The organism is Streptomyces sp. NPDC104814 (genome assembly GCF_055583185.1).
Window position 1 is genome coordinate 222,363 of record NZ_JBVJOL010000012.1, and the last position, 15,292, is coordinate 237,654.

Annotated in this window: 10 protein-coding genes and 6 tRNA genes; 9 read left to right on the forward strand and 7 right to left on the reverse strand. The window is 71.6% G+C overall.

All coding sequences use genetic code 11. The features are described 5' to 3' along the window. Positions 1 to 52: 52 nt before the first annotated feature. Together ACZ64A_RS32230 and hrpA are read right to left on the reverse strand one after the other, a co-directional pair. Positions 53 to 127, reverse strand: a tRNA-Asp gene (locus ACZ64A_RS32230). A 92-nt stretch (positions 128 to 219) separates the two neighbouring features. After that, positions 220 to 4,164, reverse strand: a complete 3,945-nt coding sequence (gene hrpA, locus ACZ64A_RS32235) for an ATP-dependent RNA helicase HrpA (protein WP_469815426.1) — start codon at positions 4,162 to 4,164, stop codon at positions 220 to 222. A 314-nt stretch (positions 4,165 to 4,478) separates the two neighbouring features. On the opposite strand from hrpA, the gene ACZ64A_RS32240 reads away from it, so the two are divergent. Then, entirely contained in the window at positions 4,479 to 4,853 is a 375-nt protein-coding gene (locus ACZ64A_RS32240; protein ID WP_469815427.1) for a hypothetical protein, read from the forward strand. 61 nt (positions 4,854 to 4,914) lie between these two features. Here ACZ64A_RS32240 and ACZ64A_RS32245 read toward each other — a convergent pair. The 4 genes from ACZ64A_RS32245 to ACZ64A_RS32260 all read right to left on the reverse strand — a co-directional run bounded on the left by ACZ64A_RS32245 (position 4,915) and on the right by ACZ64A_RS32260 (position 6,882). After that, positions 4,915 to 4,988, reverse strand: a tRNA-Phe gene (locus ACZ64A_RS32245). Positions 4,989 to 5,012: 24 nt separating this feature from the next. Beyond that, positions 5,013 to 5,087, reverse strand: a tRNA-Asp gene (locus tag ACZ64A_RS32250). Between the two features lie 60 nt (positions 5,088 to 5,147). Further along, positions 5,148 to 5,220, reverse strand: a tRNA-Glu gene (locus ACZ64A_RS32255). An 81-nt stretch (positions 5,221 to 5,301) separates the two neighbouring features. Next, complete coding sequence (locus tag ACZ64A_RS32260; protein WP_469815429.1) at positions 5,302 to 6,882, reverse strand: metallophosphoesterase family protein; 1,581 nt, start codon at positions 6,880 to 6,882, stop codon at positions 5,302 to 5,304. 83 nt (positions 6,883 to 6,965) lie between these two features. Between ACZ64A_RS32260 and ACZ64A_RS32265 the strand changes: the two genes are divergently transcribed. The 4 genes from ACZ64A_RS32265 (at position 6,966) to ACZ64A_RS32280 (ending at position 10,667) form a co-directional block, all read left to right on the forward strand. Further along, positions 6,966 to 7,316: a metallopeptidase family protein gene (locus ACZ64A_RS32265; RefSeq protein WP_363268238.1), complete on the forward strand. Its 351-nt coding sequence runs from the start codon at positions 6,966 to 6,968 to the stop codon at positions 7,314 to 7,316. A gap of 107 nt (positions 7,317 to 7,423) precedes the next feature. Next, positions 7,424 to 7,960: a hypothetical protein gene (locus ACZ64A_RS32270; RefSeq protein ID WP_469815431.1), complete on the forward strand. Its 537-nt coding sequence runs from the start codon at positions 7,424 to 7,426 to the stop codon at positions 7,958 to 7,960. Between the two features lie 281 nt (positions 7,961 to 8,241). Then, the gene (locus ACZ64A_RS32275) at positions 8,242 to 10,383 is read left to right on the forward strand and encodes a DEAD/DEAH box helicase (protein ID WP_469815432.1); all 2,142 of its coding nucleotides are present in this window, start codon (positions 8,242 to 8,244) and stop codon (positions 10,381 to 10,383) included. A 211-nt stretch (positions 10,384 to 10,594) separates the two neighbouring features. Next, positions 10,595 to 10,667, forward strand: a tRNA-Lys gene (locus tag ACZ64A_RS32280). Between the two features lie 80 nt (positions 10,668 to 10,747). Here ACZ64A_RS32280 and ACZ64A_RS32285 read toward each other — a convergent pair. Continuing rightward, positions 10,748 to 11,878, reverse strand: a complete 1,131-nt coding sequence (locus tag ACZ64A_RS32285) for a dihydrofolate reductase family protein (RefSeq protein WP_469815434.1) — start codon at positions 11,876 to 11,878, stop codon at positions 10,748 to 10,750. Between the two features lie 69 nt (positions 11,879 to 11,947). On the opposite strand from ACZ64A_RS32285, the gene ACZ64A_RS32290 reads away from it, so the two are divergent. From ACZ64A_RS32290 to ACZ64A_RS32305, 4 genes are all read left to right on the forward strand, one after another. After that, on the forward strand, positions 11,948 to 12,451 hold the full coding sequence (locus tag ACZ64A_RS32290) for a MarR family winged helix-turn-helix transcriptional regulator (protein ID WP_469815436.1): 504 nt from the start codon (positions 11,948 to 11,950) through the stop codon (positions 12,449 to 12,451). 124 nt (positions 12,452 to 12,575) lie between these two features. Next, complete coding sequence (locus ACZ64A_RS32295; RefSeq protein ID WP_469815437.1) at positions 12,576 to 13,220, forward strand: GTP cyclohydrolase II; 645 nt, start codon at positions 12,576 to 12,578, stop codon at positions 13,218 to 13,220. An 82-nt stretch (positions 13,221 to 13,302) separates the two neighbouring features. Beyond that, positions 13,303 to 13,376: transfer RNA gene (locus tag ACZ64A_RS32300), tRNA-Met, on the forward strand. Between the two features lie 559 nt (positions 13,377 to 13,935). Beyond that, positions 13,936 to 15,057, forward strand: coding sequence for a PP2C family protein-serine/threonine phosphatase (locus ACZ64A_RS32305; protein WP_469815438.1), 1,122 nt, complete (start codon positions 13,936 to 13,938; stop codon positions 15,055 to 15,057). Positions 15,058 to 15,292: the final 235 nt, after the last annotated feature.

A 15,292-nucleotide genomic window follows, 5' to 3' on the forward strand; every position in this document is an offset into this window, starting at 1 on the left:
GCCGGGAAAAAACCGAGGGGCCCGTCCATCATCGGACGGGCCCCTCATACTGCGGTCCTGACGGGATTTGAACCCGCGGCCTCCACCTTGACAGGGTGGCGAGCACTCCAAACTGCTCCACAGGACCAGGTGTTGCGGCGCTTGTCTTTCCTGCGCTGCGAGAAGGACTGTACAGGAGGGTGAGCCCCCTGGTCGAACTCACCCTCCGCACGCACCCCGCTACGGTGCGACCGCGTCGATCGCCTTCACGATCCGCTTGTCCGAGACCGGGTATGCCGTGCCCAGCGCGTGGGCGAAGTAGCTGACCCGCAGCTCCTCGATCATCCAGCGGATGTCCAGCACCGCCTGCGGCACCGGCCGCCCCTGCGGCATCTGCTCCAGCAGCCACGCGTACTCGTCCTGCATCTCGTGGACCTTCTCCATGCGCGTGGTGTCCCGCTGCACGTTCGTCGGCATCTGCTGCAGCCGGCGGTCCGCCGCGATCAGATACCGCATCAGGTCCGGCAGCCGGCGCAGCCCCGTCGCCGTCACGAAGCCCGGCTTCACCAGGGCGTCCAGCTGTTTGCGTACGTCCTGCAGGTTCGCCAGCAGCGCGGGGCTGCGCAGGCCCTTCAGACGGCGCTCACAGGCCTGCCAGGCGGCCAGCACCTGCTGGACCTGGCCCACCGTGCGCACGGTCGTGTCCACGATCTCCGCGCGCACCTTGTCGTACAGCTTCCGGTAGGACTCCTCGTCCCACACCGGCCCGCCGAAGTCCGCGATCAACTTGTCCGCCGCCGCCATCGCGCAGTCGTCGAACAGCGCCTGGATCGAGCCGTGCGGGTTCGCCGACAGGGCGAGCTTCTGGGCGTTCGTCAGCTTCTCGGATGCGAACTTCGCCGGGTTGACCGGGATGTTGCGCAGGATCAGCCGACGCGTGCCCTTCCACATCGCCTCCGCCTGCTCCGCCTCCGTGTCGAAGAGGCGTACGGAGACCGTGTCGCCGTCGTCCACCAGCGCCGGGTAGGCCTTCACCGGCTGGCCGGCGCGGCGGGTCTCGAAGACGGGGGTGAGCGAGCCGATCGTCCAGTCCGTCAGGCCCTTGCGCTCCAGCGCCTCCCCGCCCTGCCGGGAGACCGTCGCCGCCGCGGCCTGCGAGAGGGCCTTGCGGGCCTTCGGCTTCAGCTGGAGCTTCAGCACCTCCAGGTCCTTGTCCTCGGCCAGCTTGCGGCGCCGCTCGTCGACGATCCGGAACGTGATCTTCAGATGGTCGGGGACCCGGGCCCAGTCGAAGTCCTCCGCCTCGAAGGGAACGCCGACCGCACGCTTCAGCTCACGGGCCATCGTCGTGGTCAGCGGCTCCTGAAGAGGCGTCGCCTTCTGCAGGAACGCCTTCGCGTGGTTCGGCGCGGGCACGTAGTGCCGCCGGATGGGCTTGGGCAGGGAGCGGATCAGCTCGGTGACCAGCTCCTCCCTGAGTCCCGGGATCTGCCAGTCGAAGCCCTCGTCGGTGACCTGGTTGAGCACCTGCAGCGGGATGTGGACGGTGACACCGTCCGCGTCCGCGCCCGGCTCGAACTGGTACGTCACCCGGAACTTCAGATCCCCCTGCCGCCAGGAGTCGGGATAGTCGGCCTTCGTGACCGCCTCCGCCGACTCCCGGATGAGCATCTCCCGCTCGAAGTCCAGGTAGTCCGGCTGCTCCTGCCGCTTGCGCTTCCACCAGGAGTCGAAGTGCGCGCCGGACACGACGTGTTCGGGCACCCGCTGCTCGTAGAAGTCGAACAGCGTCTCGTCGTCCACGACGATGTCGCGGCGGCGGGCCCGGTGCTCCAGCTCCTCGACCTCGCTGAGGAGCCTGCGGTTGTCGGAGAAGAACTTGTGGTGGGTGCGCCAGTCGCCCTCCACCAGGGCGTTACGGATGAACAGCTCCCGGCTGACCTCGGGGTCGATCCGGCCGTAGTTCACCTTGCGCTGGGCGACGATCGGCACGCCGTACAGCGTGACCTTCTCGTACGCCATCACCGCGGCCTGGTCCTTCTCCCAGTGCGGTTCGCTGTACGTGCGCTTGATCAGGTGGCCGGCGAGCGGCTCCACCCACTCCGGCTCGATCTTGGCGTTGACCCGCGCCCACAGGCGGGACGTCTCGACCAGTTCGGCGGACATCAAAAAGCGCGGCTGCTTCTTGAACAGCGCCGAGCCCGGGAAGATCGCGAACTTGGCGCTGCGGGCGCCCAGGTACTCGTTCTTGTTGCCGTCCTTGACGTCCTTCATCCCGATGTGGGACAGCAGGCCGGCGAGGAGGGAGACATGGACGCGGTCGGCCGGGGCGTCGTCCTCGTTGACGTGGATGCCCATCTGCTTGGCGACCGTGCGCAGCTGCGTGTAGATGTCCTGCCATTCGCGGATGCGCAGGAAGTTCAGGTACTCCTGCTTGCACATCCGGCGGAAGGAGGACGAGCCGCGTTCCTTCTGCTGCTCGCGGATGTAGCGCCACAGGTTGAGGTAGGCGAGGAAGTCGCTGGTCTCGTCCTTGAAGCGGGCGTGCTGCTGGTCGGCCTGGGCCTGTTTGTCGGCGGGGCGCTCACGGGGGTCCTGGATGGACAGCGCCGCCGCTATGACCATGACCTCGCGGACACAGCCGTTCTTGTCGGCCTCCAGGACCATGCGGGCCAGGCGCGGGTCGACGGGCAGCTGGGCGAGCTTGCGGCCGGTGTCGGTCAGGCGCTTGCGCGGGTCCTTCTGCGCCGGGTCCAGGGCATGCAGCTCCTGCAGCAGCTGGACGCCGTCGCGGATGTTGCGGTGGTCCGGCGGGTCGATGAAGGGGAACTTCTCGATGTCGCCGAGGCCGGCGGCGGTCATCTGCAGGATGACGGAGGCCAGGTTGGTGCGCAGGATCTCCGCGTCGGTGAACTCCGGGCGCGCCTCGAAGTCCTCCTCGCTGTACAGCCGGATGCAGATACCGTCCGAGGTACGGCCGCACCGGCCCTTGCGCTGGTTGGCGCTGGCCTGCGAGATCGGCTCGATCGGCAGCCGCTGGACCTTGGTGCGGTGGCTGTAGCGGCTGATCCGGGCGAAGCCGGGGTCGATGACGTACTTGATGCCGGGAACGGTGAGCGAGGTCTCGGCGACGTTGGTCGCCAGAACGATCCTGCGCCCGGTGTGCGGCTGGAAGACGCGGTGCTGCTCGGCGTGCGAGAGCCGGGCGTACAGGGGGAGTACCTCCGTGAACCTGTACTGCTTCTTCGTCAGCGCGTCCGCCGTGTCCCGGATCTCGCGCTCACCGGAGAGGAAGACGAGGATGTCGCCCTTGCCCTCCGCCATCAGCTCCTCGACGGCGTCGGTGATCGCGGTGATCTGGTCGCGGTCGGCGTCGTCCCCGTCCTCCTCGAGCAGCGGGCGGTAGCGCACCTCCACCGGGTAGGTGCGGCCGCTGACCTCGATGATCGGGGCGTCGCCGAAGTGCCGGGAGAAGCGCTCGGGGTCGATCGTGGCCGAGGTGATGACGACCTTGAGGTCGGGGCGCTTCGGCAGGAGCTGGGCGAGGTAGCCGAGCAGGAAGTCGATGTTCAGGGACCGCTCGTGGGCCTCGTCGATGATGATCGTGTCGTAGGCGCGCAGCTCGCGGTCGGTCTGGATCTCGGCGAGCAGGATGCCGTCCGTCATCAGCTTGATGAAGGTGGCGTCCGGGTTCACCTGGTCGGTGAAGCGGACCTTCCAGCCGACGGCCTCACCGAGGGGCGTCTTCAGCTCGTCCGCGACGCGCTCGGCGACGGTGCGGGCGGCGATCCGGCGCGGCTGGGTGTGCCCGATCATGCCGCGCACGCCCCGGCCCAGCTCCAGACAGATCTTCGGGATCTGCGTGGTCTTACCGGAACCCGTCTCACCGGCGACGATGACGACCTGGTGATCACGGATGGCGGCCGCGATGTCGTCCTTCTTCTGGCTGACGGGCAGCTGCTCGGGGTAGGTGATCGCGGGCACGCGTTCGCGGCGGGCGCTCATCCGCTCCTCGGCCTTGCCGACCTCGGCCTCGATCTCGGCGAGGACGGCGGCGCGGGCCTCCGGCTTGCGGATCTTGCGCGCGCCTTCGAGCCGGCGGCCGAGCCGGTGCGCGTCGCGCAGGGACAGCTCGCTCAGACGGGGCGCGAGGGCGCCGAGGGCGGGGGCAGGGTGCGTAGACATACGCGATCCAGGATCTCACCTCGCCCAAAAGACTGGCGAACGATTTGCTCCGGGCGCCGAGCGGGCGAGGCCGGCGGGTGTGGACAGGGTCACGTGGCCGGAAGTTGATCATTCGGTGACCGGACCTTTATGTTGATCGCGACCGCTCCACGGGGGACGCGGGAACCCGGCATCGTCGCAGGCCACAGGCCGCGCACGGCCCTCTCCTCACAGTCCTCCCCCGGTGGGGCACACGACCATCCACCCAACGGGGACCGCTCTCGCCTGCCCGGGCACCGCGCAGGCGGCCGAGCGGCTGAATCGGGGAGTTACTCATGACCACGTTCACCCAGTGGAAGCGCGCTGCCGCTCTGGCCGTGCTGCCGGCCGTCGGCGCGCTCGCCTTCACGGGCATCGGTGCGAGCCAGGCCCAGGCCGCCACCGCCCACTTCTACAAGTGCGACAAGACGGCGACCTCCATCCCACGCAAGAAGGTGACGTCGCACTGCTACGTCATCACGAGCGTCGGCACGAAGAAGGCCAGCGAGCACCGCCCCAAGGCGGTCTGCGACCAGGACCGCGGCACGGGCCCCTTCATCCACGACCGCCTGGTCACGGTGCACGGCCCGTGGGTCGCCCTCGGCAAGACCTCCTCGGTCACCTGCCCGCTGCGCTCCACGCTGGTCGCGGGATACACCGAGACCAGGTAGCCGGAACGAGAACACCCCCTCCGGAATCCCGGAGGGGGTGTGTGCCCTGCTAGGGCGGTTGTGGCTGGGGCCGGGGTCGAACCGGCGACCTATCGCTTTTCAGGCGATCGCTCGTACCAACTGAGCTACCCAGCCACGAGGTTTCACGTGAAACCTCAGCGGTCCTGACGGGATTTGAACCCGCGGCCTCCACCTTGACAGGGTGGCGAGCACTCCAAACTGCTCCACAGGACCAAGTGGTGTCTGCGCTTGCCTTCGGCTGACGCCTAGGACAGTGTCGCACACGATACTGCGTGCCCCCAACGGGATTCGAACCCGTGCTACCGCCTTGAAAGGGCGGCGTCCTAGGCCGCTAGACGATGAGGGCTATCGGCCCGCCTGGGCGCTTCTCAGCGCGTCGGGGACGTGAGAAGCATATGGGATGGCGGGGGGTATCGCCAAAACGGTTTCAGGGGCGGCCGGGCGACGGCGCCGACGGGCCGGGAACCGCGGGGGACGACGGGGCGGGCGAGGACGGCAGCGACGGGGAAGGGGAGGACGGGGAGGGTGCGCCGCCCGGCTGGTTCTCCTTGGGCAGGTGACGGCTGACCTCGGCCGTCGTCAGACCGAGCCCGCCCAGTTCGATCTCGTCCCAGGCCTGCAGACGGTGCGTGTCACGGTCCAGGTAGAGGATCGACGCCTCGATCGGGTCCGGGTGCTTCCCCTCCACCCCGCGCAGGCCGCTGCCGCCCGTGGAGCCCTCGACGCGCAGACGCGTGCCGTAGGGGAGCAGTTCGGTCGCCTCGTGGTGGATGTGGCCGGCCAGGACCAGCGGCACCTCGCCGTCCGTCTGGCGGGCCGCGACCGGTTCATGCGCGATCGCGATGTCCACCGGTGTGCCCTGCGCCTTCTGGTCGCGCAGGGCCGAGGCCAGGCGCGCGCCGGCCAGTTCCTCTGCGGCGTCGCCGCCGGGCTCGACCGAGCGGTCCGGGGTGTACTGCGGATCGCCGGTGCCGGCGAAGCGCAGACCCGCGACGGACACGGCCCGGCCGTCGTCCAGGACGTGGACGTTCTTCATGCGCTCCAGATAGCGCTGGGTGGTCGTCGAGTCGTGGTTGCCGCGCACCCACACATAGGGGGCGCCGAGTTCCCGGATCGGATCCAGGAAGCCGTTCTCCGCCGCCGTGCCGTGGTCCATCGTGTCGCCGGAGTCGACGATCACATCGACCTTGTACTGCCGCACCAGCGAGCCGATGATCTTCCAGCTCGCCGGGTTGAGATGGATGTCGGAGACGTGCAGGACGCGGATGGTCGTCGGGTCGGGCTGGTAGGCGGGAAGCGTGGAGGTGACGTCGTACAGCTTGGTCACGTTGGTCACCAGACGGGCCAGTTCCTTCTGGTAGACGTCGAATTCCGTCACGATGCTGCGCGCGTTGCCCACCAGCGAGGGCGCGGAGGACAGCAGGCCCGAGAACTTCGGTTCGAGGACGGACTTGGGGTTCCAGGTCGCGTACGCCGTCACTCCGCAGGCGGTCAGGAGGGCGAGCGCGAGGCCGCCGGCGGCCAGGGCGGGCCGGGGGCGGCGGTAGACGGCGAGGCCCAGGGCCGTCGCGCCGATGACGACGGCCGCGCAGGAGCGCAGCGCCAGGTCGAGCGTGCCGTGCTCGACGTCCCGGGCGACTTCGTCCTGCAGGCCGGAGATGCGCTCGGGATGGTCGACCAGGGCCTGGGCGCGGTCCGGGTCGAGCTGGTCGACGTTCACGTCCAGACGGACGGGGGCGACGTGACTGTCCAGGTGCAGCGCGCCGAGCGGCGAGACGTTGATCTTCGTGCCGCCGGCCAGGGACGGGCGCAGCGTCATGGTCGTGTCCATCGGGCCGACGGGGGCCCGGACGTCGCCGACGACGAGCAGGCCCAGCCAGGCGCCGAGCAGTACGACCGTGATCAGGCCGCAGGCGCGCAGCCAGGCAGGGGGCTGGTCATCGAGGGTGAGCGGGGCCGGGCGGGGTCGTTTCGTGCGGTGTCGGGCTGCGGCGAGGACGCGGACCATTGGTGCCGTATGCCCAGGTGCGGCTGCGGATATGCGGCGCCGTACGGCGGTCGCGGGAGGGTGTCGTACCGGACAATGGCGGTGTGCTGGAGATGACGCGCGAGGAGTTCGAGGAACTGGTCGCCGAGGCGCTCGACCGGATCCCGCCGGAGCTGACGCGGCTGATGGACAACGTGGCGGTGTTCGTCGAGGACGAACCGCCGGCGGACGATCCCGAGCTGCTCGGGCTGTACGAGGGCACCCCGCTGACCGACCGCGGGGAGTGGTACGCCGGGGTGCTGCCGGACCGGATCACCGTCTACCGGGGGCCGACCCTGCGGTTCTGCGAGAGCCGGGCGGAGGTCGTGAAGGAGGTCGAGATCACCGTCGTGCACGAGATCGCGCACCACTTCGGCATCGACGACGCGCGGCTGCACAGCCTCGGGTACGGGTAGTCCCACGGCGCCCGTGCGGCCCCGGCCGGCAGGGCCCCGGGCGTGTCCTCTTGCGGGCGGCGGGAGTTGGGCACGTCGACTCTCCCTCATCCCGGAGGTGGCTGCCCGTGCGCCCCTTGTACGTACCCGTCCGCCTGGCCGCCACGGTCATCGCGGTGGCCGCGGCCGCCGGCTGCATGAGCGTGGGGGACGAGGACGGAGGCCGGGCCAGGCCGTCGCACTCGGCGGGGGTGCGGGGCGGTGAAGGACCCGACGGGGGCGCCGCGGTGTCCGGGGGCGGCGCGGGCGGCGCCGGCGCCGGACGGGACGCGCACGGGCACGGGCACGGTGACGCGAAGGACGGCGGCGACGCGTCCGGCGCCCCGGCGACCGCGTCGGCCGCTTCCACGGCCACCCCCTCGCACGCGGTGAGCGGCCGCCCCTCGGCCGTGCCGCAGCCCCCGCGCCCGCCCGCGCCGTCGCCCACCGAGGCGCAGCCGACCGCCCCGCCCACCCCGCCCGCGCCGGAGCCCACACCGGAGCCGTCCCAGCCGCCCGCCACCTCCGAGCCGCCGGCCCCGCAGCCCTCCTCGTCCGCGCACGAGGAAACCGGGCCGCAGCTGATGCAGCGCGAGCCGGCACCGCAGGCCGGGGCGCCGGTGTGAACCGCGGACACCGGTGCGCGCCGGGATGCCGGGGCCACCGGCGCGGGCCCGGTTTGCGGGTGCGCGGTGTGACCAGCGGCTCATCCATGCGGTTTGCCTTGGGGGGCCCGAGGTGCGTATGGTGGTAGATCGTTTGATCCCATTTGCCCGGCGCCAACGCAGAAGCGCGCCGTGTGGCGCGTACTCTCCCTTGCCGTGGCGGACCGCATCGAGGCGGTCGTGTGCGATTCACGGAGTTGACGGGCGCGTGCCGACGAGACTCCGGAAGGTTTCGCATTCGCATGTCCATCGCCAGTACTGATCACGCCGTCGTGTCCGAGGACAACGGCTCCCAGGACACCCCTCAGGACACCACCCCCGAGATCACCTTCGCCGACCTCGGGCTGCCCGAGGGTGTCGTGCGCAAGCTCGCGCAGAACGGCGTGACCACCCCCTTCCCGATCCAGGCCGCGACCATCCCGGACGCGCTGGAGGGCAAGGACATCCTCGGCCGGGGCCGCACCGGCTCCGGCAAGACCCTCTCCTTCGGTCTGCCGACCTTGGCCCGCCTCGCCGGCGGCCGCACCGAGAAGCACAAGCCGCGCGCGGTCATCCTCACTCCGACCCGTGAGCTCGCGATGCAGGTCGCGGACGCCCTCCAGCCGTACGGCGACGTCCTCGGCCTCAAGATGAAGGTCGTCTGCGGCGGTACGTCGATGGGCAACCAGATCTACGCCCTGGAGCGCGGCGTCGACATCCTCGTCGCCACCCCGGGCCGTCTGCGCGACATCATCAACCGCGGCGCCTGCTCCCTGGAGAACGTCGAGGTCGCCGTCCTCGACGAGGCCGACCAGATGTCCGACCTGGGCTTCCTGCCCGAGGTCACCGAGCTGCTCGACCAGATCCCGGCCGGCGGCCAGCGGATGCTGTTCTCGGCCACGATGGAGAACGAGATCTCCACGCTGGTCAAGCGCTACCTGAGCGACCCGGTCACGCACGAGGTCGACAGCGCCCAGGGCAACGTCACGACCATGTCGCACCACATCCTGATCGTGAAGCCCAAGGACAAGGCGCCGGTCACCGCCGCGATCGCCTCCCGCAAGGGCCGCACCATCATCTTCGTGCGCACCCAGCTCGGCGCCGACCGCATCGCCGAGCAGCTGCGCGACGCCGGTGTGAAGGCCGACGCGCTGCACGGCGGCATGACCCAGGGTGCCCGCACCCGGACGCTGGCCGACTTCAAGGACGGCTACGTCAACTGCCTGGTCGCCACCGACGTCGCCGCGCGCGGCATCCACGTCGACGGCATCGACCTGGTGCTCAACGTCGACCCGGCCGGCGACCACAAGGACTACCTGCACCGCGCGGGCCGTACCGCGCGTGCGGGCCGTACCGGCACGGTCGTCTCGCTGTCCCTGCCGCACCAGCGCCGCCAGATCTTCCGCCTGATGGAGGACGCCGGCGTGGACGCCGCGCGCCACATCATCCAGAGCGCCGGCGCCTTCGAGCCGGAGGTCGCCGAGATCACCGGCGCCCGCTCCATGACCGAGGTCCAGGCCGAGTCCGCGGGCAACGCCGCCCAGCAGGCCGAGCGCGAGGTCGCCCAGCTCACCAAGGAGCTCGAGCGCGCCCAGCGCCGTGCCACCGAGCTGCGCGAGGAGGCCGACCGCCTCGTCGCCCGGGTGGCGCGCGAGCGGGGCGAGGACCCGGCCGAGGCCGTCGAGGCCGCCGCGGCGCAGGTCGTGGCCGAGGTGTCGGTGCCGGAGCAGCCGGGCGCCGAGGACGTGGACCGCGCCGAGCGCGCCGAGCGTCCGGCGGCGACGTCGTACGAGCGCCGCGAGCGCCGGGACGGCGACCGTGGGGACCGCGGTGGCTTCCGCCGCGACGACCGTCGCTCCTACGACCGTGACGACCGCCGTCCGCAGGACCGCGACGACCGTCGTTCCTTCGACCGCCGGGACCGCGAGCGCGGTTTCGACCGCCGGGACGGCGAGCGCGGTGACCGTGGCGGTTTCCGCCGTGACGACGAGCGTGGCGGTTTCCGCCGTGACGAGCGCCGTCCGTTCGACCGCGACCGTGGCGGCCGTACCTTCGAGCGCCGTGACGGCGAGCGCGGCGAGCGCGGCGAGCGCCGTGACGACCGTGGCGGTTTCCGCCGTGACGACGAGCGTGGCGGCTTCCGCCGTGACGAGCGCCGTCCGTTCGACCGCGACCGTGGCGGCCGTACCTTCGAGCGCCGTGACGACCGTGGCGGCTTCCGCCGCGACGAGCGTGGCGGCCACCGTGGCAACGACCGCCCGTTCAACCGCGACCGCCGCGACGACCGCCCGGGCTTCCGCACCGGTGGTCACGAGCGCCCCAACGGCCGCCGTGACGACCACCGTGGTGGTTCCTCCTCCTTCGGCCGCCGCGACGACAAGCCGCGCTGGAAGCGCAACGGCTGACGGTGTCGCAGTACGGCTGACGCTGTCGCAGCCGTGAGGTGAAGGCCCGTACGACTTCGGTCGTGCGGGCCTTTCCGCGTCCCGGCGACCGTCGCGAACCGGTCGACAGCCGACTTTCCGGCCCCGGTCGGCGGTCCGACGCGGCCGCGTCGGCGATACCCGATCGGCGACGCGGGCTCGTCCCGCTATGCTCGGGGAGGCAACATCGCCAGGGCCCTTAGCTCAATTGGCAGAGCAGTGGACTTTTAATCCATTGGTTGTGGGTTCGAGTCCCACAGGGCCTACGCCCGCGGGGAGGGGTTTCGCCCCCTCCGACCGCCCTTCAGCGCCCGGACCGGTACCGACCGGTCCGGGCGCTGTCGTGTCAGGCCGGCAGATGACGGTTCGGTTCGCGTGCCGCCTCTTCGAACTCCGGGAGCAGGACCACGTCCACGCCCGCTGCCGTCAGCGCGCCGCTGCCGTCGGCGGACGGGACGAAGGTGTCCGGCTCGCGCCAGGCCGTGACCACCCGGCGCACGCCGGCCCGCAGGATCAGCCGGGCGCAGGGGAGGGGGCGGGAGGCGCGGCGCGTGCAGGGCTCAAGGCTGCTGTACACCGTGGCGGTGGGCAGGCGGGGGTCGTCCGCCGGGATCTTGGCGAGGGCCGCCTCCTCGGCGTGCACCGTGGGATCGCCCGCCTCGCGGGAGTGGCCACGGGCCAGTTCCGTACCGTCGGCCGCGACGACGACCGCGCCGACGCTGAACGCCGTGTCCGACGGCGGGCAGCGGTGCGCCAGCTCGCACGCCAGGCGCAGCCAGTGGCGGTCGGCGGGGGCCGTGCCGGTGCCCGTGCCGGGGGCGGTGGGCACGTAGCGCATGAGGACGACGTCCTCGATCTGCCGCGTCTGCAGCAGGCGCAGCCGGCCCTTCTGGTAGGCGCCCGGGCCGAAGAGGCGGGGGGCGCCGGGGTCGCCGACCAGGAGCGGGGACAGGACCAGCTGGAGTTCGTCCGCCAGCTGCTGCTGGAGCAGTTGGGTGTGGATCGTGCCGCCGCCCTCGACCATCAGGCGCCGCACGCCCCGCACGCCGTGCAGATGACCGAGGAGGGAGGGCCAGTCCAGCTCGTGGCCGAGTGCGACGACGTCCGCGCGCAGGCCGGCCCGGCTCGCCCGTTCGGCGCCCGCCCGCGTCGTGTAGAGGATCTTCTCGCCGCCCGTGTGCCAGAAGTTCGCCGCCGGGTCCAGGTCGCCGGAGGCGGAGACGATGACCTTCAGTGGGTACTCCGGGAGGCCGGCCGCCACCCGGGCCGCACGCCGCTCGGGCGAGTTGACCAGCAGCCGCGGGTTGTCGGCGCGCAGGGTGCCGGCGCCGATGAGGATCGCGTCGACGGACGCGCGGACCTCGTCGACGCGGTCGAAGTCGCCCGGCCCGGACAGCAGCAGCCGGTCGGGGCCGGTGTCGTCCAGATAGCCGTCGAGGGAGACGGCCGCGGACAGCAGGACGTACGGGTGGGGCATCGCGCTCCCCGGCGGGTGAGGTGACGGACACAACTTGGTTCAATTTTTAAACAAACCTACACTGGCGGCATGACGACCCGCTGGCTCACCCCCGACGAGCAGCGCGCCTGGCGCGCCTACCTCGCGGCCACGCACCTCCTGGAGGACGCGCTGGACCGGCAGCTCCAGCAGGACGCCGGCATGCCGCATCTGTACTACTCCATCCTGGCCACTCTGTCCGAGGCGCCCGAGCGGCGGCTGCGGATGACCGATCTGGCCGAGGCGCTGAAGATCACCCGCAGCAGGCTGACGTACGCGGTGACCCGGCTGGAGAAGGACGGGCTGGTGGGGCGCGAGAGCTGCCCGTCGGACAAGCGGGGGAGCATCGCCGTCCTGACCGGTGAGGGGCTGGCCCACGTCGAGCGCGCGGCGCCCGGCCATGTGGAGACGGTCCGCGCCGCGCTCTTCGACCATCTCGGTGCCGAACAGGTCGCACAGCTGGAGGAGATCTGCGCGGGGATCGCGCGGGCGCTCGAGGGCGCGCAGGCGGAGGACGTGCCCTGGCGCCGGCGGTCCGGGCCGCAGTGCGGGTGAGTCACGTCATACCCGGCGGGCCGGTGCGGTGGCGTATTGCTTCAAGTTTCAAGCAGGAGTAGGGTCCCGGTTCTGAGCTTCTGCTTCAAATCTGAAGCAGACGGACGGAACCCGGAGCATCCGCATGGCCGACCTCCCCGTTGTCCCCGCCGCCACCCCGCGCGCCCGCGTCCGGGTCCCGCTGCACTTCGCCGACGGCTACCGCGCCGATGCCGAACTGGTCACCTTCCACGGCCTCACCGACGGCCAGGAGCACGTGGCCGTCGTCCTCGGCGAGCCGGGCCCCATCCCGCTCGTCCGGCTGCACTCCGAGTGCCTGACCGGTGACGTCTTCGGCTCCGCCCGCTGCGACTGCGGCCCGCAGCTGCGCGAGGCCGTCGAACGCATCGCCGACCGCGGCGGCGTCCTGCTCTATCTGCGCCAGGAAGGGCGCGGCATCGGCCTCTACAACAAGCTCGACGCCTACGCCCTCCAGGACCAGGGCCTGGACACCTACGCCGCCAACGCCGCCCTCGGCCTGCCCGAGGACGCCCGCGACTACACCGCCGCCGCGCAGATGCTCACCGCCCTCGGGATCGGGTCGCTGGACCTGCTGTCCAACAACCCGGACAAGGCCGGCCAGCTGCGCACCCTGGGGCTCGACGTCCGCGACCGGGTGCCGACCGGCGTCTTCTCCACCCCGCACAACGTGCGCTACCTGCGCGCCAAGGTCCTGCAGACCCAGCACACGCTGCCGCTCGCCGAGCTCGCGGAACGCGGGGTGGGCTGACCCGTGCAGGGGGTCCGCAGGGCCGGCGAGGAAACGTGGTCGTCGGCCGCCCCGCGGATGGCGTACACTGGAGTCACAACGACGCGGGGTGGAGCAGCTCGGTAGCTCGCTGGGCTCATAACCCAGAGGTCGCAGGTTCAAATCCTGTCCCCGCTACTGAAGGCCGAGGGCCGGAAGCCGAAAGGTTTCCGGCCCTCGGTTTTTGCGCCGGTCGACTCGGCTGCCGCTCGGCTCCTTCGTGTTTCTGGAACGTCGGCCACGCCGCCGCCGCGTGCCCGCCGCCGCCGTTCGGCCGCGCCGCCGCCGCGTGCCCGCCGCCGCCGTTCGGCCGCGCCGCCGCCGCGTGCCCGCCGCCGCCGTTCGGCCGCGCCACTCCCGGCCCCCGCCGCCGCCCCCCGGCGTCATCCGGACGGCTCTCACCGCTCGCCGCCCGCGCCCGCACCGGCAACGCTGGACGGGCGGGACGACGGCGGACAGGGACGGTGGGAGACGAGCGGTGCGGCCTGGTGACGCGACGGACGACGGGCCGTACCCCCGGACCGGCAGGCGCGTGCCCGAGGCCGGGACGGGCGCCCTGGCCGAAGGATGGGTTCCCGGCGCGGGGATCGGCTCCACGGCCCGCGGGTGCGCCCCGGACCCGGGTGCCGACGGACCGGCCCCAGCCTCCGCCCTCGGCCCCGGCTCGCGGGCCGCCGTTCGGCTGCCCGGTGACCCCGTGCCGGACCCCGGGCCCGGGGACGGTGGGGAGGCGTGGCCCGAGGAGGGCCGCAGGATCTTCCTCGCGCGGGCCTTCGTACGAATCCTGCCGGTGCTGCTCATCGCGGCCGGCGCGGTCTACGACTACTGCACCCCCTCCGACTTCACCGCGGTGCCCTTCTTCACCGCCGCACCCCTGGTCGCCGCCCCGCTCTACAGCCGCCGGGGCACCGTGCTCACCGGGCTCGCCGCCGTCGCCGTCGTGCTCGGGCTGCATCTGACGCTCGGCATCGTCTGGCACACGGACGCCGTCACCGAGCTGGTGACGGTCGCCACGGTCGCCGTCCTGGCCGTCCTGATCAACGCCCTCGCGCGCCGCAGCAGCGAGCAGCTTGCCTCCGCGCGCGAGGTCGCCGAGGCCGCCCAGCGCGCCGTACTGCCCGAACCCGCCGAACGGATCGGTGGGTTCCAGATCGCCGCCTGCTACGAGGCCGCCCGTGCCGACGCCTTCATCGGCGGCGATCTGTACGCCGTGCAGGACAGCCCGTACGGCGTCCGGCTGATCGTCGGGGACGTGCGCGGCAAGGGCATGGGCGCGGTGGCCGCCGTGGCCGTGGTCATCGGGGCGTTCCGGGAGGCCGCCGAGCAGGAGGCCACGTTGGAGGCGGTAGCCCAGCGGCTGGAGCGGGCGCTGGTCCGCGAGGGCGCCCGGCGCGACGGGCTGGACGCGTTCGAGGGGTTCACCACCGCCGTCCTCGCCGAACTCCCGCACGCCGACGGTGTCGTCCGCGTCCTCAACCGCGGTCATCCGCCGCCGGTGCTGCTGTACGCCGACGGCACCCTGCGCGCGCTCGCGCCCGCGGACCCCGCGCTGCCGCTCGGCCTGGGCGAGCTGGGCCCGTGGCCGGACCGGGCCGAGGAGGTGCTCTTCCCCGGCGGCGCCACCCTGCTGCTGTACACCGACGGCCTCTCCGAGAGCCGCGACCGGCACGGCCGTTTCTACGAGGTCGAGGCACGGCTCGCCGGACGGGTCGTCACCGCGCCCGGCGCCTTGCTCGCCGCGGTCGCGAAGGATGTGCGCCGGCACTCCGGGGGCGGCATGGCGGACGACATGGCGCTGCTCGCCGTCCGCCGGCCATGAGGGTCACGATGGGTGAGCGGACGACCGCCCTCTGCATAACAATTGACTTACCATCACCAAAACAAGGTTTTGGACGTGACGTCTGAGGGGCGGTCAAGTCACCCCTTTTGCCCCGCTCGTGACCTGAAAGTCCAGGCCAAGAATGTTAATGATCAAGACGAACGGCTTGGAATCCGGCCGCCGGGTCTATTAACGTTCGATAACGCAGCGCGGTCGTCCCAGCCGTCACAAGAGA